A 17,994-nucleotide genomic window follows, 5' to 3' on the forward strand; every position below is an offset into this window, starting at 1 on the left:
GCGCCGCCCCCCCCCCACCACCCCGCGCCGCGCCCCCGGGGGCGGCCGCGGGGCGGTGACCCCGCCCCGGGGGCGGGGGCCCGGCCCCCCCCCCCCCCCCCCCGGGGCTCTGCCCCGGACCCTGGTCCGGGGTCGCCGGACAGGCTGGATCCATCCGCCTGTCCGGCTTTTTCGTTCCGCACCGTGGAGCGGCCGCCGGACGGACCCGGGCACCCCGCCCCTACACCCGAGGCAGTCCCTTCAGTACCTCCCGCGCCTCCTCCATCACCCGTTCCACCAGCTCCGTGGAGCTCGGCAGGTCCTCGATCAGGCCCGCCACCTGACCCGACGCCATCACACCCAGATCCGTCCGGCCGTCGACCATCGACGCCTTCAGCAGCATCGGCGTGTTCGCCGCCAGCAGCACCTGGCTCCACGACAGGTCCCTGCCGTGCTTCATCGCCATGCCGTCGCGCACCATCCGGGACCAGCTCAGCCCCGAGATCCGTCTGAAGCCCGCCGCCCGGCGAACCGCCTGGGCCAGCGCCCTGATGCGGCCCGCGTTCTCCAGCGCGGCGACCATCTCCGTACGCAGCATCCGGTGCGGCAGCCCGTCCACCGCCGTCGTGACCGTGACGTCCTTGACGCCCGCCGCCAGATAGCGAGCCTTCACCGCATCCGGGACCGTCGAGTCGGACGTCAGCAGGAACCGCGTACCCATCGCGATGCCCGCTGCCCCGTACGCCAGCGCCGCGACCAGACCGCGGCCGTCGTGGAAGCCCCCCGCCGCGATCACCGGGATGTCCACCGCGTCCACCACCTGCGGCAGCAGCACCGTCGTCGCCACGTCGCCCGTGTGCCCGCCGCCCTCGCCGCCCTGCACGATCAGCGCGTCCGCACCCCACGCCGCGACCTTCTCGGCGTGGCGCCGGGCACCGATCGACGGGACGACGACCACCCCCGCGTCCTTCAGCTCCGCGATCAGCTCCTTCGACGGGGCCAGCGCGAACGACGCGACCTTCACGCCCTCGTCGATGATGATCCGCACCCGGTCGCGCGCATCACCGGCGTCGGCACGCAGATTGACGCCGAACGGCGCCTGCGTACGGGACTTGACCTCCCGTACCGCTGCGCGCAGCTGCTCCACGGTCATCGTCGCCGAAGCGAGAATGCCGAGTGCGCCCGCCTCGGCGGTGGCGGAGACCAAGCGGGGACCGGCGACCCAGCCCATGCCGGTCTGCACGATCGGGTGGCGCACGCCGACGAGTTCGGTGAGCGGGGTGCACATCGGATCCGTCGCATTCATCAGCTGCTGACCTCGCGGTCGCGTGTGCCCATCGGGTCGATGACCTCGCGGATCAGCCGGAGTTCGCCGGCGGTCGGCTCGCGGGTGCACGGGACGTCGTCGGCGATCGTCAGCGCGAAGCCGGTCGCCGCGCGCACCGTGTCGACGGTGACGCCGGGGTGCAGCGAGGCGAGGCGCATCGAGCGGTCCGGGGTCGCGAAGTCGAGGACGCCGAGGTCGGTGACGACGCGTGGGATGCGGTGGTAGCGGGTCGCCGACGGTCCGGCGGCCGCCGCACTGTCGTAGCCGACCCCGCTGATCATGTCGACGCGCTCGACGAACACCCGCGGGGAGTGCTTGGGAACCCAGTAACTGACCGGATTGTTAAGGGTGTTGACGGGAGCGCCGCGTACGCCCAGCAGCTGACGGGCGGGTTGTTCCCAGTCGCCGATGCAGGAGATGTTCTGATTGCCGAACCGGTCGATCTGGCCGGCGCCCATCATCACGTGCCGCTTGCCGCCGGTCACCATGGCGAGGTGCCGGCGGTACGGCAGCCACCCCTCGGGCGTGCCGTCGAGGTCGACGATCATCGCTTCACCGTCGGTGAGCAGCAGATCGGGCGAGAAGGTGCGCTTGGCGAGGCGGGCGCCGAGGGATGGGATCAGGCCCATCGGGCTGGCGAGCACCTCGCCGTTGTCGCGCCAGGCGTCCGCGCAGGCGATCACGCAGTACTCGGCCCGGGTGATGGCCCGGGGCCCGGGGGGCGTCGTCACTTCTGCTCCTCGTGCCAGGTCCGGACGGCCAGTTGGTAGCTCTTCTCGTCACCGTCCGCCGGCAGGAACCGGTCGGTGAACGCCGCCCAGGCGTCCGGGTCCGCCGCCGCGGTCGCGTACGCCTGCTGGAAGGCCTCGTCGCGCGGGTGGTCGGGGGCGCAGGAGGTGAAGTGCGCGCCGTTCGGGCTCTCGACGACGCCGGTGACCGAGTGCCGCTTGACGAGCAGGGTCTGCGGGGCGGCCTCCGCGGTCAGTTCGGCGGTCTCCACGAGTCGTTCGCAGGAGACGTACGCGGTGTCGGCGGCCTCGCAGAACAGGTCGTCGAAGTACGGGTCCGGCCCGAGGTACTGGCCGTTTCCGGACCGGTCGGCGCGGTTGAGGTGGACCAGCGCCGCATCCATCCGCAAGGCCGGCATCGCGACGAACTCCTCGCCGTCCTCGTACGGTGAACGCACCGTACGCAGAGCGGGGTTGACCCGCATGACATCCGAGCCGATACCCGCCCGGACCGGCAGGAACGGCAGCCGGTTCGCGGCGGCGTGCAGTCCCCACATGAACATCGCCTCGTCGATCTCCCTCAGCTCGAAGGCGCCGCGCTGGCGGGCCGCCCTGAAGTGCGGTTCGAGCGGGATCGAGTCGAGCGTGGCGAAGGCCGCGATCAGCGTGCGGATCTTTCCGGCGGCGGCGAGCAGGCCGACGTCGGGGCCACCGTACGAGATCACGGTGAGATCGGTGATCCTGGACCGGAGCAGTGCGCGTACCAGGGCCATCGGCTTGCGGCGCGACCCCCAGCCCCCGATGCCGATCGTCATGCCGCTGCTGAGCCGGGAGACGACCTCCTCGGCCGTCATGGTCTTGTCGGTCACGGTCGTGCGTCCTTGCCGAAGGTGTCACGGACGCGGCCGGCGATGCCGCTGAGGTTGGCCTCGAAGGTGAAGCCCTGTTCGAAGCGGTAGCTGCGGCGTACGTCCACCGGGTCGATTCCGTTGATGGCGGCCTTGGCGAGCCGGATCAGATACCCGTCCTTACGGGCGATCTCCCTCGCCAACTCCATGGCGCCGTGCATGAGTTCGGCACGCGGGACGACCCTCCAGACGGAGCCGTGGGCGTGCAGCTCGGCGGCCGTTGCGGTGCGCGAGGTGTAGTACAGCGCGCGCATCAGGTGCTGGGGGACGAGCCGGGCGAGATGGGTCGCGGCGCCGAGGGCGCCCCGGTCCAGTTCCGGCAGGCCGAACGTCGCGTCGTCGCTCGCCACGATCGCGTCGGCGTTCCCGACGAGACCGATGCCGCCGCCGAGGCAGAAGCCGTTCACCGCAGCGACGACCGGCACCTCGCACTCGTACACCGCGGCGAAGGCCTCGAAGCAGCCGCGGTTGGCGCCGATCAGGGCGTCGTGTCCGGAGTCGCGCTGCATCTCCTTGATGTCGACACCCGCGTTGAAGCCACGCCCGGCGGCGGCCAGGACCACGCACCGGATCTCAGGATCGCGGCCCGCGGCGCGAAGTGCGTCGGCGAGGTCGAACCAGCCCTGCACGGGCAGTGCGTTGACGGGCGGACAGTCGACGGTGACGACGGAAATGCCTGTGGCGGGGCTGGAGGTGGAGACACCCATGAGCGGATCCGCTACCTTTCCACCAAACATTTGTTAGGTGGGAAGGTAGCATCCTGCCCCCGCATTGCCAACAAGGAGATGTGAGATGACCGCAAGCAGCGACGCACACGACACCCGGATCTGCGCCGGACGCGTCGTCATCGTGACGGGCGCCGGGCGCGGGCTCGGCCGGGCCCATGCGCTGGCATTCGCCGCCGAAGGAGCGAAGGTCGTGGTCAACGACCTGGGTGTCGGACTCGACGGCGACGGAAGGTCCGCCGGACCGGCCCGGGACGTCGTCGACGAGATCACCGCCGCGGGCGGCGAGGCGGTGGCCCACGGAGGAGACATCGCGACGCAGGAGGGCGCGTCCTCGCTGATCGCGACCGCACTGGACGCGTTCGGGCGGCTGGACACACTCGTCAACAACGCGGGATTCCTGCGAGACCGCATGCTCGTCAACCTGGACGCGGACGACTGGGACGCTGTGCTGCGAGTCCATCTGAGGGGCCACTTCCTGACCCTGAGGCACGCGGCGGCGCACTGGCGGGCCGAGACCAAGGCAGGCCGCACCCCGGTCGCCCGGGTGATCAACACCAGCTCCGGCGCGGGCCTGCTCGGCAGCGTCGGCCAGGGCAACTACGCCGCGGCGAAAGCCGGGATCGTCGGCCTGACCCTGGTCGCCGCGGCGGAGATGGGCCGGTACGGGGTCCAGGTCAACGCCCTCGCCCCGGCGGCCCGCACCCGGATGACCGAGCAGACGTTCGCGGAGACGATGGCGGCTCCGGGGGAGGGGACCGAGGCATTCGACGCGATGGCCCCGGAGAACGTGTCACCGCTGGTGGTGTGGCTGGGCTCGGACGCGAGCGACGGAGTGACCGGACGGGTCTTCGAGGCGGAGGGAGGCCGCATCACCGTGATGGAGGGCTGGCGCCCCGGACCCACCGCTGACCGGGGGGCCCGGTGGGCACCCGCCGAGGCGGGGGAGGCCACCCGGAAGCTGCTGGCGCAGGCGGCGCCGGCGGAGCCGGTGTACGGGGCGCGGTAGGGCGGGGGCGGGGCTGCTCCGACGGCGGTCCCGCTCCCGCTCCCGCCCGCCGCCATGGCGAAAGGATTCGCGTACGTGGCCATGGCCCGCGCGTTGCCGCGCGAGCCGGACCCGGTCAACCGGATGGCCGAGGGCGCCGGAGCGCGTTCCCTGTGCATCCACCGCAACACATGCAAGCCGACCATGTCCCGGGCACCCGCCGCCCGCTCGTCACCGCGCCGCTCACGGCAGGCGCGGACACATCCGTTCCAGACGCTCCCTGACCGGGCCGTCCGCCACACACGCCACCGCGTCGACCGCCACCGCCCGCGCATAACCATCCGGCTCCGACTCCCGCAGCAACCGCTCCAACATCGGTACCGAGCGCGGATCCTGACGGCGCGCCAGGCCCTGTGCCGCCTCCGCGACCGTGTCCCGATCCGCGTCGTCCAGCCGCTCCGCCAGCGCCGCGCGGAGCACCGGCGTGTCCGTGTCCAGCGCGGCCAGCGCCGTCGTAGCCCAGTCCCGCACCTCCGCATCGGTGTCCCGGCTCAGCCCCACCAGCGCCGCGACCCCCTCCGCATGGTCACCGGAGACCAGGTCGAACAGCGCCAGCGTCACAGCACGGCGCACCACCCGCTGCGGATTCCGCGCATGCCGCAGCACCTCCGGCAGGGCCACCGGATCCCCATGGTGTCCCAGCCCCAGCACCGCCGACTCGATCAGCACCGTATCCGCCGCCTCCCGCGCCAGCTCCCGCAGCAGCGGAACCGAACGGGCCGCAAAAGGCTTCGATCTGGTACGGAAACCGAGCTGGGCCAGCACATCCGCACCGAACGCCTGCCGCAACGGCTCACCGACGCTCGCACACCACGCGGCGCCCGCCTGGAACGTCTCCTCGTCGCCCCGCCGCCACAGCACCTCGACCGCCTCGTGCCAGTTGTCCAATTCCGGGTTCCCGCCGCGCAGCGCCCGCGCCGCCAGCTCCGCGTACGGCGTCCGCAGACCCAGCTCCCCCTCCAGGACCGTGGCGATCGCACCATGCCCCGTCTGCTGCTCCTGCCCCGCGAACGGCACCCCGTCCCGCACCAGTTCGACGGTCACCGTCTCCCCGCCATCCACCGGCGTACGCCGCACCACCATCCCCGGCCCGTCCCCGTACATCTCCCGAAGCGCGTGCCGCATCTCCTGCTCCACATCCAGCGCAAGCATCCGGCGCGCCTCCCGCAGCGCCTCCTCCAGCGCCCCGGCCCGCGCACCCGCCCCGTACCGCAGCAGCGCCCGCACAGTCTCCAGCGACCCGCGCCGTACCGCGAACACCAGCGGCGGTTCATGCCCCGGCCCCGGTCCCGGCAGATCGGGATCCGCCCCATGGGCGAGCAACACCTCCGTGGTCCGCGCATGACCCAGACCCACCGCCCACCGCAGCGCCGTGAACCCGAACTGCTCCCGCAGATCCGGCTGCGCCCCGGCCGCCAGCAGCGCCTCGACCACCTCCGTGTGCCCGCCGCACGCCGCCCCGCAGATCGGCAGATCGCCCGCCTCGGGCCCGCACGCCCGGTCCGGATCGGCGCCCGCCGCCAGCAGCAGCCGCACCACACCCGGCCGGTCCGACACCGCCGCCAGATAGAGCGCCGTCGCACCGTTCTCGTCGACCGACTCAGCGGGCACCCCCGCGCGCAGCAGCCGCACGACGGCGTCCTCACCCTCGTACAGGGCCTCGAACAGGTTCCGCGTGTCCGTCATCGGATCTTCCGCCACCCATCGACTCTACGACGGAGAGCCCCGACGGGCTCAGGTATTGCAGTCAAGTACCGTGCGGCACAACCCGCACCGCGCCCGCACCCGGCCGCGGACCGGTACCCGGATGCGCTGGTGGCAGGTCGGGCAGGTGAACGAGACCCGCCAACCCCCCGGACCCTCCTCGAACCGGTACGGGACCCCTGGGGTCGCGGCGGCCCCCGCATGGTCCTGGGCGTACCGCCGGTCCTTCGCGTAACGGTGCCGACCGGCCCAGCCCGCCGCCGCCAGCGGAGGCTGCTGCCCGTCCCGCAGCGCCAGCGCCCGCCCCTTCACGTACGCCGTGTACGCCTGCGGACTCGTGAACCACGGCGACGGATCCTCGTCGAACACCAACGCCCGCTTGGCCAGCACATACCCGAACTCCTCCGGGGTGAGATAGCCGAGCTTCTGACTGGACGCGGCGTCCTCCCGGAACGCGTCGAGCAGCAGCCAGCCCGCCCCCAGATACGCCGCCGCCGTGTCGGTCAGGATCTCGTTGTCCCGCGTACCGGGGAACTCCAGACCCAGCCGGTGCAACAGCACATGCATCACCTCGTGCGACAGGGCGGCACCGATGTCCCTGCGATGCGTGCGGAAACGGTCGTTGAGCTCGATGAAGTACTCGGGCCCCGCCGCGAGTTCGACACTCCCCGCATGCTCCATCGCCCGGAACCCGACGATCATGCGGGCATCCGGCAGATGCAGATGCCGGACCATCGCCCGCGCCACGCGCTGCGCCCCCAGATGCAGATCGTCCTGGTCGGAGAAGGCCGCTTCGGCGGGCAGCAGGCTCGGCGCGTACCTGCGCACACCGTCGTACGACAGCCTCCGGTACAACGCGGTGATCGCGGACCGGACGATGTCCAGATGAGGGAAGCCATGCACCACCGGGCCGCCGTCCGTCACGTCCGCACCCCCCATCCGTGACGCTCAACCGGCTTCCACTGTAACGGCCTGCCCCACGACAGGAAGTGGACTCGCGACGCCCTGCGACTGCTCCCCAAGCTCTCGGCTTCGCTCGAGCAGGGAGGGGCCCCTTCGGCGTTGTCGTCGAAGCCGCACGACGCCGCTCGCCGATCCACTCCCTGTCGTGGGGGAGGCCTGACGACCTCCCTCACGACAGGGAGTGGGCTCCCGTACGAACCTGGCTGCCCCCGGGGCATACAGCGAGGTGCCGGCGTTCGCCGCGACGATCGCCTCCGCGGCAGCCACACTCCGACGCCCCGACCGGGCCCACCGCATCAGCCCTGAGCACCCCCGGGTGTGCCCGTCCGGACGGGCACACCCGGACCCAGCTCCACCCACGGATCCCCGGCGCCCTCCACCTCCAGCACCCACACCTCGTTGACGCCCTCCCGCAGAACCGGACCCGGCACATACAACGTTCGCTGCGGACCCGCCGACCAGTACCGGCCCAGACAGAAACCGTTCACCCAGACGAACCCGCGCGTCCAGCCCGGCAGTTCGATCCCCGCATGATCCGGAAGACCCGCGCGCCCCGAAGCCGCCGACTCGAACGAACCCCGGTACAGCCCGGTACGACCCCTCTCGGTGACAGCCCCGAAGGGCACCGCGTCCACCGCACCCGGCTCCTCGAAAGCGGCCAGCCGCAGCGCCCGCGCCCGCACCCCGTGCAGATACTGCCGCTCGTGCCGGACACCGCCCGTGATGCCCTTCGGCTCAGCCAGCCGCGGCCCGTAATTGACCCGGCCAAGCGACTCCACCCACAGCTCGACCGACGCGGGCCCGGCCACCGGCTCGTCGAGCGTGGCGCTCTCGCCGCTCAGCACACCTTCCCGGACCCCGTTCACATACACCACCGCCCGGTCCCGGAGCCCGGTCACACCCAGCGCATACGGGCGTCGCGAACCCGGAACGGCGACCTCGTACCGCACCAGGCCCCGGTCCACGCCCAGCTCCTCGAACGTCGGCGGAACACCGGACTCCGCCCGTTCCGGGTCGCCCAGCACCTCCAGCACCACAGACAGCGGCGCCCACCCGGTCAGCTCCGCCCGCACTGGTGCCGTAAGCCCGGCCGGCTCCGGCGGCAGCTCCGGGAGCGGACCGTCCGCGAACTCCGCCAGGACCTTCCGGAACAGCCAGAACTTCTCCGTCGGCCGCCCGTACTCGTCGATCGGCGCATCGTAGTCGTACGACGTCACCGTCGGCAGGAAATCCTCGTCCTGCACCGGACCCGAGCGGTTCGCCCCCGCCCAGCCCGCAAAATTCGTTCCCCCGTGCGCCATGTAGATATTCACCGACGCCCCGCACTCCAGAATCTCCCGCAGCGCCTGGGCGGCCTCCGCCGGATCCCGAACCACCGGCGCGGCACCCCAGTGGTCGAACCATCCGCACCAGAACTCCATACACATCAGCGGACCCTCCGGCTGATGCCGGCGCAGCACCTCGAACGCCTCACGTGCCCCCGAGCCGAAATTCGCCGTCGCGAGCAACCCCGGCACGGAACCACCCGTCAGCATGTGGTCCTCCGGCCCGTCCGACGTGAACAGCGGCACGCTCACCCCGTGCCCGCGCAGCACCTCCGCCAGCCGCCCCAGATAGACCTGATCGGTGCCGTAGCTCCCGTACTCGTTCTCCACCTGAACCATGACCACCGGGCCGCCGCGGTCGATCTGCCGCCCCACCACCTGCGGCAACAACTCGGCGAACCACCCCTCGACCGCCTCCAGATACCCGGCATCACGCGTCCGCACCCGCCGCCCGAACCGGCCCGTCACCCACGCGGGCAACCCGCCGTTCTCCCACTCGGCACAGATGTACGGACCCGGGCGCACGATCGCCCACAGCCCCGCCCGGTGCGCCGCGTCCAGGAACCGGCCGAGCGCCGCCACATCCCGGAACACCCCGGGCTCCGGCTCATGCAGATTCCACGGAACGTACGTCTCCACACAGTTCAGGCCCATCGCCCGCAGCATCGACAGCCGGTGATCCCACTGCGCCTCGTGCACCCGGAAATAGTGCAGCGCCCCCGACAGCAGGCGTACGGGCCTCCCGTCGAGCCGGAAGTGGTCGTCCCCCACGGTGAAATCAGCCATCGTGCTCGTACTCTCCTGTAGCGCCGGTCCCACCCCCGGGCCCGCACACCCCGGCGCCGCACAACGGCACGCACCACGGAGCGGGCGAACCCGGGAGGAATGTTCCATCCACCCTCGCCCCCTGGCGCACAGCCGGTCCATGGACAAAGATCACTGCTGTTTGGACACAATGCGCAGGTCACCGCGGCCGACCGAGCCGAAGCGAACCCGGCGGAGTCGAGCCCGGCCGAGCCGAGCGGAGGAAGGAAAGCCGATGTCGACGTACCACACCTGGATGCGATTCTTCACGCCCAGCCCGCTCCATCACCGCCTCGGCCTCGTCTGCCTGGGCGTCGGCCTGCAACACGGCGCCCTGCCCACCGTCGGCCCCCGCACCCTCGACCACCACGTCGCCGTCGTCATCAACTCCGGCAGCGGCTGGTTCAGCGGCCCCGACGGCCGCCGCATACCCGTCACCGCCCCCAGCCTCATCTGGCTCACCCCCGGCACCCCGCACCACTACGGCGCCGACCCCGGCACCGGCTGGGACGAAGCCTTCGTCGACTTCACCGGCCCCGCCACCACCACCTACACCGAACTCGGCTACATCGAACCCGACCGCCCCCTCGTCCCCCTCGCCGACACCGCAGGACCACGCGCCGCCATCAGCCGCATGGTCCGCGCCGCCAGACGCGGCAACCCCCTCCTCGAAGTCGAGACCGGCGCCGCCGTCCACGAACTCCTCGTCGCCCTGCGCCGCGCCCGCGCCGACGTCAGCCCTGACGGCGACCCCGTCCTCCAGGCCCTCGCCCGTGACGCATTCCAGCCCCTCTCCGTCGCCGAACACGCGGCCCGCCACAGCATGACCCCCACCGAACTGCGCACCGCCGTACGCCGCGGCGCCGGCTGCAGCCCCAAGGACTACCTCCTCGGTATCCGCCTCGGCCGGGCCAAAGAACTCCTCGCCGCCACCGACCTGCCCGTCGCCGCGGTCGCCCGCCGCGTCGGCTACGACGACCCCGCCTACTTCTCCCGCCTCTTCGCCCGCCGCGTCGGCACCGCCCCCGTCCGCTTCCGCGAACAACAGGGCCGTGCCGTTCCCGGCGGCTGGAGCGACCAGGTCCCCGACCCCGAACACCCACCGACGATCACCGCGTGGACCCCGGACGTCTGACGGCCTCCCCCACGAGGGAGCCCACTCCCCGTCGAGGCGGAGGACGTAAGCTCGACGACCATGACCACAGGCGACATCGACGAGTCCGTACGCGCGGAACTGAACCGCCTCCGCGAAAGCATCGACAACATCGACGCTGCTGTTGTCCACATGCTCGCCGAGCGCTTCAAGTGCACCCAGCAGGTCGGGCATCTCAAGGCGAACCACAAACTGCCCCCGGCCGACCCGACCCGCGAAACCGAACAGATCGCCCGCCTGCGCCGTCTCGCCGAGAACGCGAAACTCGACCCCGCCTTCGCCGAGAAGCTCCTGAACTTCATCATCGCCGAAGTGATCCGGCACCATGAGCGGATTGCCGGTGACCCCCCGACCGGCGACGCAGCCTCCGAGAACTGATCCTCCGCGCCCTGCACCGTACGGTGGGCCGAGCGCGCGCCCCGGGCCCCGCGGGCTCGGGGCCGTCATTGCCGTAGCAGCACTTACCACGTCCGGGCCTCCATCACGTCCTCAGCCGGCGCCGTTCACGGAGATCACCCAGTCCACGAAGCCCTGACGCATCGGTCAGGTACGGACACGCAGCGAGGGCCGCGACCTCAAAGTCGCGGCCCTCGCTTCCGTGCCGCTACAGCGAGTGTCCGAGGGGGTAGGCCTCCCTCGGAGTCACGCTTCGGGTTGACCGCTCGCGACTACAGTTTCCGCACCCGGATGTTGCGGAACTCGATCAGGTCGTTGTTGCCGTGGTTCTGCAACCCCACGTACCCGCTGAGGAACTGACGCAGGTCCGTGGGCGGGTCACCCGCCCGGGACGACGACTTGCCGGGCGTGTTGTCGAACTCGTTGATCACCACGCCGTTGCGGATGATCGTGTAGTGCTGCCCGACCGCGCGCACCTCGTAGTCGTTCCACTGGCCCTTCGGGGTCACCCCCGCCTTGTCCAGGCCCACCGGCTTGAAGTTGTACACCGAGCCGGTCTTCTGGACCTCGCCCGTGGCCCCGTCGTAGATCTGGATCTCCTGACCGCAGTAGATCGCGACCCACTCGGGGGCGGTGCGAGCCGAGCCGACCGTCCCGCAACTGCCGGCCGGGCGGTCGGCCAGCGGCGTCCGCGGGTCCGGGAACCGGATGAAGACCCCGCTGTTGGCGCTGCCGGTACCCGGAGCCACGTCCCGGAACTGGAGCCTGACCGAGAAGTCCTTCAACTCCTGCTTGGCGTACCACAGCATGCCCATGCCGCCGGAGCTGCGCATGGTGCCGTCGGGCAGGAGCGAGAAGTTCCCGGCGCCGGCCTGCCGCCAGTCGGCCAGGCTTGCCGCGGTCCCGTCGAAGAGGGGCTTGTACCCGGCGACCTTGCCGATCTCGCTCTGAGCCGCCGCCTTGCTGATCGCCGACGACTCGCGGTTGTCAAGGACGCCCTCCTTGCGGAGGTCGTTGACCACGGCGTTGACGTGACTGACGAACTCGCCGTGGTTCGACCAGGAAGCCTCGTCGTCGATCAGGTCGTTGACGGTGCAGCCGCCTCCGGCCTTGTGGTTGGTCACGCGGGTGTCGGTGTCGAGCAGCTTGACGGTCGGACGGGCGTCGGGAGCCGGGCAGCCGGCCTTGGCGTCGAACGTCGCGGTGGCCTTCTCGCCGTCGGCGTAGGTGACCGTCAGCTTCGCGTGGTACGTGCCGTAGTCGGCGTAGGTGTGCGTGGGGTTGGCCTCGTGCGACGGCGCGCTGCCGTCACCGAAGTCCCACTCCCAGGCCACACCGCCGACCTTGGCACCGGAGAACGCCACCGTCTTGGGCTTGCTCTGGGTGATGACGCGCGCCCCGGCGTCCTGCGGCTTCGGGGTGGCCGGGCCACCCTGGTAGGTGATGCGGATGAGCTTCTGGTTGGAGTGCAGGCTGAAGAAACCGCCCGCGTAGTCGAGCATGTACAGCGCACCGTCGGGACCGAACTTGGCGTCCATCCAACTCTGCAGCTGGGTGCCGCCGCTGCCGGGCGCGATGATGCTGCGCAGGTCCTCGCCGAACGCCGGCGCGCCCTGGTCCTTGACGTGGTCCGGGTCCAGGGTCACCGCGACCCGGTTGTTGGAGTTGGACTCGTCACCGATGAACCACTTGTCCTCCCAGTACGCCGGCCAGGCGACACCGCTCTTGGTGTCCACCTGGGAGCGGTGGTAGGTCGGGCCGGACATGATGGCCTGGCCACCGCCCTTGAGGTACGGCTGGGTGTAGGTGGCCTCGCTGTCGACGTAGCTCGGGACACCGCTGCCGTCGGAGCGCTTGGGGAAGACCGGGCCGCCGCCCTGGGGCGAGTACCAGATCATGTTGTCGCGGGCCGGCGGGATGTCCACCAGGCCGGTGTTGCGCGGCGACTCGTTCTTGAGGTTGTTGCAGTCGTACCAGCCGGTGAGGACGCTGGCGTCGGTGTTGCTGCGGTCACGGTACGGCTGGCGGTTGCCCATGCAGTACGGCCAGCCCTGGTTGCCTGCGGAGGTGATGACCGTGGCCGTCTCGTACTTGGCCGGGCCAAGCTCCGGGTTGGAGGCTCCCGCGTCCGGCCCGACCCAGCCGGCGTTCAGCCAGTTGTGCACCGGGTCGACAGAGAGCCGCGCGATGTTGCGGACACCCATCACGTAGATCTCCGGGCGGGTCTTGGCCGTGTCCGGCGCGAAGAGGTTGCCCTTGGGGATGGTGTAGGTGCCGTCGGCCTCGGGGTGAATACGAATGATCTTGCCGTTGAGGTCGTTGGTGTTGCCGGAGGTGCGGCGGGCGTCCTGGAAGGAGACACCCTTGTAGTCCTGGGTCCAGTTGTTCCCGGAGTAGCCGCTGGAGCCGCCGGAGGAGTTGCTGTCACCGGAGCCGATGTAGAGGTTGCCGTCCTTGTCGAAGGACATGCCGCCACCGGCGTGGCAGCAGCTGTGGATCTGGGTGTCCCAGTGCAGCAGGTCCTTACGGGTGCCCTGGTCGATGGACTCCGACGCGAAGTCGTAGGTCAGCCGGGAGACCGTCCGCTGGCCGATCCGCTTGTCGCGGTCGATCGACTCGTGCGGCATCCAGTAGATGTAGATCCACCCGTTCTTCTCGAACTTCGGGTCGAGGGTGATGCCGACGAGGCCTTCCTCGTTCTTGACCAGTTCGTCGCCGCTGCCCCGGTTGCCCATCACATCGAGTGTGGTGAGCAGCTTGACCTGCTTGGTCTTGGAGTCCCACTGGTGGATGGTGCCGCAGCCCAGGCCGACCTTGGGGTCGTTCCAGGAGCTGATCGGGCCGGACGGGCAGGCGGCCTTGCCGATGTAGAAGGCCTTGCCGTCAGGGGCCATGGTGAGGCCGTGCGGCTCACCGATCTGGTCGAGCTTCCCCGCCTGGTTCTGGGCGGTCAGCCGCTCGGTCTTGTAGTTGGACGCGATGGTCGCCTGGCAGTCACCGCGGACGATGCCGGTGGTCCACTGGATGGCGCCGAGGAGGTGGCTCTGGAACTTCGTGTCGGTGGTGTAGCTCTCCTCGGTGCGGCCCATGCCGGTGTAGAAGGACCGACCGCCGTCGTAGTCGCGGCACCACGAGATCGGGTGGAACGGGCCGTTGGCGCTGATACCCGGCTTGTACTTCCACTCCTCGACCTGGGCAACGGTGTGGACCTTGCCGATCGGGTTGGGGTCCCAGTTGATCCACTGGTCGGAGCGGGTCCAGTTGAGCGGCAGGCCCTTGTTGGCCGGGTGCTGGCGGTCCGTCACGTCGACGACGGCCTGCTGGACCTTGGAATCCTGCGGAGGTGTCGGGTTGGCGTTGAAGAGCCGCAGCTCGGCCAGCTGGGTCAGCGGCTCACCGCTGTTCGCGGTGATCTCCAACCGGTAGTGCTGGTAGGCCTGCTTGTTGGTGAACTGGAACTGCCTGGTCTGAAACCGCGACGGGAAGGTCTCGCCGGTCCGGGTGTCCAGGGTCGTCCAGTTCTCGCCGTCCTGCGAGCCCTGCAGCTTCCAGTCCTTCGGGTCCCGTCCCGTGAAGTCGTTGGCGGAGGTCAACGCGTAGTTGACCACCGCGGCGGGCTTGTCCAGCTTCACGGTGACCCAGCCGGTCGGCGTACGGGTCAACCATTTGGTGTCGTTCTTGCCGTCGAACAGCTTGTCCTTGGTTTCATTCGGCGGGTTCTCCGAGTTGACCGCGCTCTCGACGACCTTCTCGGGGTCGGGGAGGCCCAGGGCCGGGCGGGTGCCGATCAGCCCGGTGAACCAGGAGGAGTCGGACTGGGCCCGGGCGGCGTCGTGGACGCCGACGAAACCGCCGCCGTTGTTGATGTACGACTGGAACGCGGCTTCCTGCCCGGCGTTGAGCGTCACGCCGTCGGCCGACAGGAACACCACCCCTCGGTACTTGGCGAGGTCGGCGGTGTTGAACACGCCTGCGTCCTCGGACTCGACGACCTTGAACCCGTTCTTCTCGCCGAGGGTCTCGATCGCCGCCGTGGCCTTCTTGACCGGGTCGTCCTGCTTGGCGGCCGGTCCGTGGAAGACCAGGACGTTCACCTGGGTGTCGGTGGCGGCGCCCTGGTCCTGGCTGACGCTTTCGACAGGCGGCTGCGCCTGTGCCTGCACGGACGGCAGCGCGGACAGCCCCACCGTCAGTGCGCCGCTGGACAGCAGAACGACCGCGCGGCGCCAGGGCCACGCGTGACGAGAGGTCCCCGCAGGACGTGACGGCGGCGATCCACGTCGTCTCGACAGGACGAACCAGTCTCTCTTGCCCATGTTTGCTCCTTGACTCGATCCGGCAACGGAAGAGTGATCAGGGGGTTGGAGCGAGGGCTGCCGCAGGGGCCCCGCCCGGTGTGCGCCGGGCGAGACGGCTTTCGGCGGGCGGTCACGCTGCCCGGGAAGGAGGGGGTGCCGGAACAGGGAGGTCAGGTTCTCCTCCGGTCCTGGCGGGCGAGGACCGACCGGCGGCAGGTTGGTACACGCCCGTCAGGCCGTAGGCAGGCCTGATGGGCGTGGCTTCGGGGGCGGAGCCCGCATCAGGACCCCGCCGTTGCCTTCTGGGGCGTTTTCGAAAGTAGCGCCGTCCGCCCGTAGGGCGGGCCAGGCGGGACTTTCGAAACACACCCTAGTGGTGGGGCATGCCGCCGGGGACCGTGCCGTCGGCCTCGGTCACGAGGAAGATCCCGGCCATGCCCATGTCCGCGTGGCTCTGGACGTGACAGTGGTACATCCAGGCACCTGCGCCGACCCGGGCACCCGCGACCACCTGGAACCCGAAGGAGTCCGCGGGGCCGACGGTCTTGGTGTCGATGACCCGGCTCACGTCCTGCGGACCCTGCAGGATCCCGGTGCGGTTGTCCACCCAGCGGTGGCCGTGCACATGGAAGGTGTGGAAGAAATCCCCGTGGGTGATGACGATGAACTCCACCCGCTCGCCGCGGACGGCCGTGAAGGTGGGGGTGTCGTGGTGGGCCTTGTTGTTGATCGTCATGTCGTTGAACACGACCGTGAACTGCTTGTCGGGCAGCACGTCGCCCTTGCGGCGCACGATCACGGGGCCGTACAGGCCCTTCTTGAGGCCGCCCGTGCCGTGTTCGGTCCCCACGTTGTGATCGTGATAGTGCCAGTAGCCGGCACTGCCGGCCTCCCACGTCCCGTCGTGGTTCGGTCCCGGGGCGTGGGTGCGCCAGACGTAGGTCCGCCGGCCGCCCGGCTCGACGACGCTGTCGTTCATCTTGGTGCCGTCGCTGGCGACGTCGTAATCCACGCCGTGCACGTGCAGACTCGCGGCGACGCTCAGGTTGTTGACGACCTCGATGTGCATCGTGTCGCCCTCGGTCAGCTCGATGAGCGGGCCGGGAATCGACGCCTTACCGGGCTCCAGGCCGTATCCCATCTGCCCGTTCGGCAGGTTCTCCATGTACAGCGTCAGCTCGCGGACGGTGCCCTTGTCGCTTCCTTTACCGCTTCCTGCACCGGGCTTGTCCTTCGGGGCCGCGGCGGTGGCGCCGAGCACCGTGGGCACGACCGCTGCGGCGGCCGCGCCGGTGGCGAACGCTCGCCGGGAGAAGAAGCGTCTGGTGCCTGCGCCTGAGTCGGTCATCGCTCTCCAATCCTCGAAACGCGCGCGTGCCTGAAAGCGTTTCGTGGTCGTGGTCTGAGCCGCCGCCGACGGCAGCTGTCCCGTCACGGCGGTACGCGGTGGTGCGCCGGGCGTTCGGCCCCGCGAGGCAGGCGGGGCGGTCGTCGTACCGGACTCCGGTGGAGACGGTCCGACTTGGCCGGATCCCGGTGGAAGCGGTCCGGCTTGGCTCGATGTGCCGGCTACGGCCGGGATCGGATCGGCTGGGCGAAGGGGGTTCGCCTCGGGACCTGGACACCGTAGCGGGCACGCATCCAGTTTTTCCAGACTCAGGTCAAAGTTGGTTGGATTCTCGTCATAGGTCTTGGCGGATAGTCAAAAGACCCGCTAACTTCCCATCGTTGCCGCATGGTAAAGAGGTTGCGTGAACCCCGCCCTCGGGTTCGCGGTGCCAGCGGCCTCGCAGCGACAGGGGCGGATGCCGCCTGTGCGTGAGTGACGGCGGCCCCCGCCGTCGTCGCGCGCGGGCGATCAACCGCAGCGCGGCACTCGCCCCGTTCCGTCCAGGGCGCCGGTCCGGTGAGTGGAGTACTCGCGTCTCGAACGCGCTCATCCCGGCTGCTGATTGTCCACCCGGCGGGGCCGCGAGTCCTGCGCGGTGCCGCACAAGCGAATTCCCGAAAGGTGCAGCGGTGTTCAGAAGACTGCTCCATGCCCAGACGGATCCGCCCCCCTCAAGATCCGCGCTACGTGACCGATTCAGCGAGCATCCGGTGGTGATGGCGCTGATGGCCGTTGTCTTCACGGCTTTCGCACTGGCCGTTCCGGCCGCGTACGCGGCGGTGAACCGCGCGGAGGAGACCGCAGCGACCCAGGTGCTCACCTGGACGGCCGGCGACGATTACACGAAGTACACGTCAGCCCCCACCACCGCGGTGGCAGGCAAGGCGACCATAGTGTTCGAGAGCAGCGCGGCGACCGGCAACACGACGGGGTTGACGCACACCCTGACGTTCGACGTCTCGAACCCCGACTACAACAGCGACGTCAGCCTCAACATCCTGGCGAGCCCCTTCGACTCCGAGGGAGGCAGGCACACGGCCGAAGCCACCCTCACACCTGGCGTCTACCGCTACTTCTGCGCGATGCCGGGCCACCAGATGATGGTGGGTGAGCTCATTGTCACCGCAGCGCCCGGCGACGACACCACGCCCCCCGACACGTCGGCGACGGTGTCGGGGACGAAGGACTCCGCCGGGAACTATGTGTCGAGTGCGACCGTCACAGTGACCGCTTCGGATGCGGAGTC

At 70.2% G+C, this 17,994-nt stretch carries 12 protein-coding genes and 1 pseudogene; 4 read left to right on the plus strand and 9 right to left on the minus strand.

Annotated features, from left to right (window positions below; all coding sequences use genetic code 11):
• Nucleotides 1-220 precede the first annotated feature (220 nt).
• From AB0915_RS08375 to AB0915_RS08390, 4 genes are read right to left on the minus strand one after another with little or no spacing between them, the layout of a single operon-like run.
• Complete coding sequence (locus AB0915_RS08375; RefSeq protein WP_366690390.1) at nucleotides 221-1,267, minus strand: nitronate monooxygenase; 1,047 nt, start codon at nucleotides 1,265-1,267, stop codon at nucleotides 221-223.
• A 17-nt stretch (nucleotides 1,268-1,284) separates the two neighbouring features.
• Nucleotides 1,285-2,037, minus strand: coding sequence for a CoA-transferase (locus AB0915_RS08380; protein WP_366690327.1), 753 nt, complete (start codon nucleotides 2,035-2,037; stop codon nucleotides 1,285-1,287).
• The gene (locus AB0915_RS08385) at nucleotides 2,034-2,888 is read right to left on the minus strand and encodes a CoA-transferase (protein WP_366690391.1); all 855 of its coding nucleotides are present in this window, start codon (nucleotides 2,886-2,888) and stop codon (nucleotides 2,034-2,036) included. The genes AB0915_RS08380 and AB0915_RS08385 overlap by 4 nt, the downstream gene beginning before the upstream one ends.
• An 11-nt stretch (nucleotides 2,889-2,899) precedes the next feature.
• On the minus strand, nucleotides 2,900-3,649 hold the full coding sequence (locus tag AB0915_RS08390; RefSeq protein ID WP_366690328.1) for an enoyl-CoA hydratase family protein: 750 nt from the start codon (nucleotides 3,647-3,649) through the stop codon (nucleotides 2,900-2,902).
• A gap of 85 nt (nucleotides 3,650-3,734) precedes the next feature.
• On the opposite strand from AB0915_RS08390, the gene AB0915_RS08395 reads away from it, so the two are divergent.
• Entirely contained in the window at nucleotides 3,735-4,676 is a 942-nt protein-coding gene (locus AB0915_RS08395; protein ID WP_366690329.1) for an SDR family oxidoreductase, read from the plus strand.
• A 222-nt stretch (nucleotides 4,677-4,898) separates the two neighbouring features.
• On the opposite strand, the gene AB0915_RS08400 is transcribed toward AB0915_RS08395, so the two are convergent.
• The 3 genes from AB0915_RS08400 to AB0915_RS08410 all read right to left on the minus strand — a co-directional run bounded on the left by AB0915_RS08400 (nucleotide 4,899) and on the right by AB0915_RS08410 (nucleotide 9,493).
• The gene (locus AB0915_RS08400; RefSeq protein ID WP_366690330.1) at nucleotides 4,899-6,401 is read right to left on the minus strand and encodes an ankyrin repeat domain-containing protein; all 1,503 of its coding nucleotides are present in this window, start codon (nucleotides 6,399-6,401) and stop codon (nucleotides 4,899-4,901) included.
• Nucleotides 6,402-6,449: 48 nt separating this feature from the next.
• Nucleotides 6,450-7,358 (minus strand): hypothetical protein, encoded by a 909-nt coding sequence (locus AB0915_RS08405; RefSeq protein ID WP_366690331.1) that lies wholly within the window; start codon nucleotides 7,356-7,358, stop codon nucleotides 6,450-6,452.
• A 320-nt stretch (nucleotides 7,359-7,678) separates the two neighbouring features.
• The gene (locus AB0915_RS08410) at nucleotides 7,679-9,493 is read right to left on the minus strand and encodes a beta-galactosidase family protein (protein ID WP_366690332.1); all 1,815 of its coding nucleotides are present in this window, start codon (nucleotides 9,491-9,493) and stop codon (nucleotides 7,679-7,681) included.
• A 253-nt stretch (nucleotides 9,494-9,746) separates the two neighbouring features.
• Here AB0915_RS08410 and AB0915_RS08415 point away from each other — a divergent pair, with 253 nt between their 5' ends.
• Entirely contained in the window at nucleotides 9,747-10,646 is a 900-nt protein-coding gene (locus tag AB0915_RS08415) for an AraC family transcriptional regulator (protein WP_366690333.1), read from the plus strand.
• 60 nt (nucleotides 10,647-10,706) lie between these two features.
• Nucleotides 10,707-11,042, plus strand: a complete 336-nt coding sequence (locus AB0915_RS08420; protein ID WP_366690334.1) for a chorismate mutase — start codon at nucleotides 10,707-10,709, stop codon at nucleotides 11,040-11,042.
• A gap of 290 nt (nucleotides 11,043-11,332) precedes the next feature.
• Here AB0915_RS08420 and AB0915_RS08425 read toward each other — a convergent pair whose 3' ends face one another.
• Both AB0915_RS08425 and AB0915_RS08430 read right to left on the minus strand, forming a co-directional pair.
• A complete protein-coding gene (locus tag AB0915_RS08425; RefSeq protein WP_366690335.1) occupies nucleotides 11,333-15,376 on the minus strand; it encodes a ThuA domain-containing protein in 4,044 nt (1,347 codons plus the stop codon).
• Between the two features lie 352 nt (nucleotides 15,377-15,728).
• Nucleotides 15,729-16,706: a multicopper oxidase domain-containing protein gene (locus AB0915_RS08430; protein WP_366690336.1), complete on the minus strand. Its 978-nt coding sequence runs from the start codon at nucleotides 16,704-16,706 to the stop codon at nucleotides 15,729-15,731.
• A gap of 767 nt (nucleotides 16,707-17,473) precedes the next feature.
• On the opposite strand from AB0915_RS08430, the pseudogene AB0915_RS08435 reads away from it, so the two are divergent.
• A pseudogene (locus tag AB0915_RS08435) lies at nucleotides 17,474-17,994 on the plus strand (hypothetical protein); the annotation flags it as partial.

Origin of the sequence: Streptomyces sp. NPDC048411, assembly GCF_040704695.1 — a bacterium.
GTDB lineage: Bacteria > Actinomycetota > Actinomycetes > Streptomycetales > Streptomycetaceae > Streptomyces.

Excerpts from the sequence above, each read along its gene's own strand:
- AB0915_RS08405 (WP_366690331.1), bottom strand. The coding sequence starts at position 7,358 with ATGGGGGGTGCGGACGTGACGGACGGCGGCCCGGTGGTGCATGGCTTC.
- AB0915_RS08390 (WP_366690328.1), bottom strand. The coding sequence starts at position 3,649 with ATGGGTGTCTCCACCTCCAGCCCCGCCACAGGCATTTCCGTCGTCACC.
- AB0915_RS08375 (WP_366690390.1), bottom strand. The coding sequence starts at position 1,267 with ATGTGCACCCCGCTCACCGAACTCGTCGGCGTGCGCCACCCGATCGTG.
- AB0915_RS08415 (WP_366690333.1), top strand. The coding sequence starts at position 9,747 with ATGTCGACGTACCACACCTGGATGCGATTCTTCACGCCCAGCCCGCTC.
- AB0915_RS08400 (WP_366690330.1), bottom strand. The coding sequence starts at position 6,401 with ATGACGGACACGCGGAACCTGTTCGAGGCCCTGTACGAGGGTGAGGAC.
- AB0915_RS08430 (WP_366690336.1), bottom strand. The coding sequence starts at position 16,706 with ATGACCGACTCAGGCGCAGGCACCAGACGCTTCTTCTCCCGGCGAGCG.
- AB0915_RS08385 (WP_366690391.1), bottom strand. The coding sequence starts at position 2,888 with ATGACGGCCGAGGAGGTCGTCTCCCGGCTCAGCAGCGGCATGACGATC.
- AB0915_RS08410 (WP_366690332.1), bottom strand. The coding sequence starts at position 9,493 with ATGGCTGATTTCACCGTGGGGGACGACCACTTCCGGCTCGACGGGAGG.
- AB0915_RS08425 (WP_366690335.1), bottom strand. The coding sequence starts at position 15,376 with ATGGGCAAGAGAGACTGGTTCGTCCTGTCGAGACGACGTGGATCGCCG.
- AB0915_RS08420 (WP_366690334.1), top strand. The coding sequence starts at position 10,707 with ATGACCACAGGCGACATCGACGAGTCCGTACGCGCGGAACTGAACCGC.
- AB0915_RS08395 (WP_366690329.1), top strand. The coding sequence starts at position 3,735 with ATGACCGCAAGCAGCGACGCACACGACACCCGGATCTGCGCCGGACGC.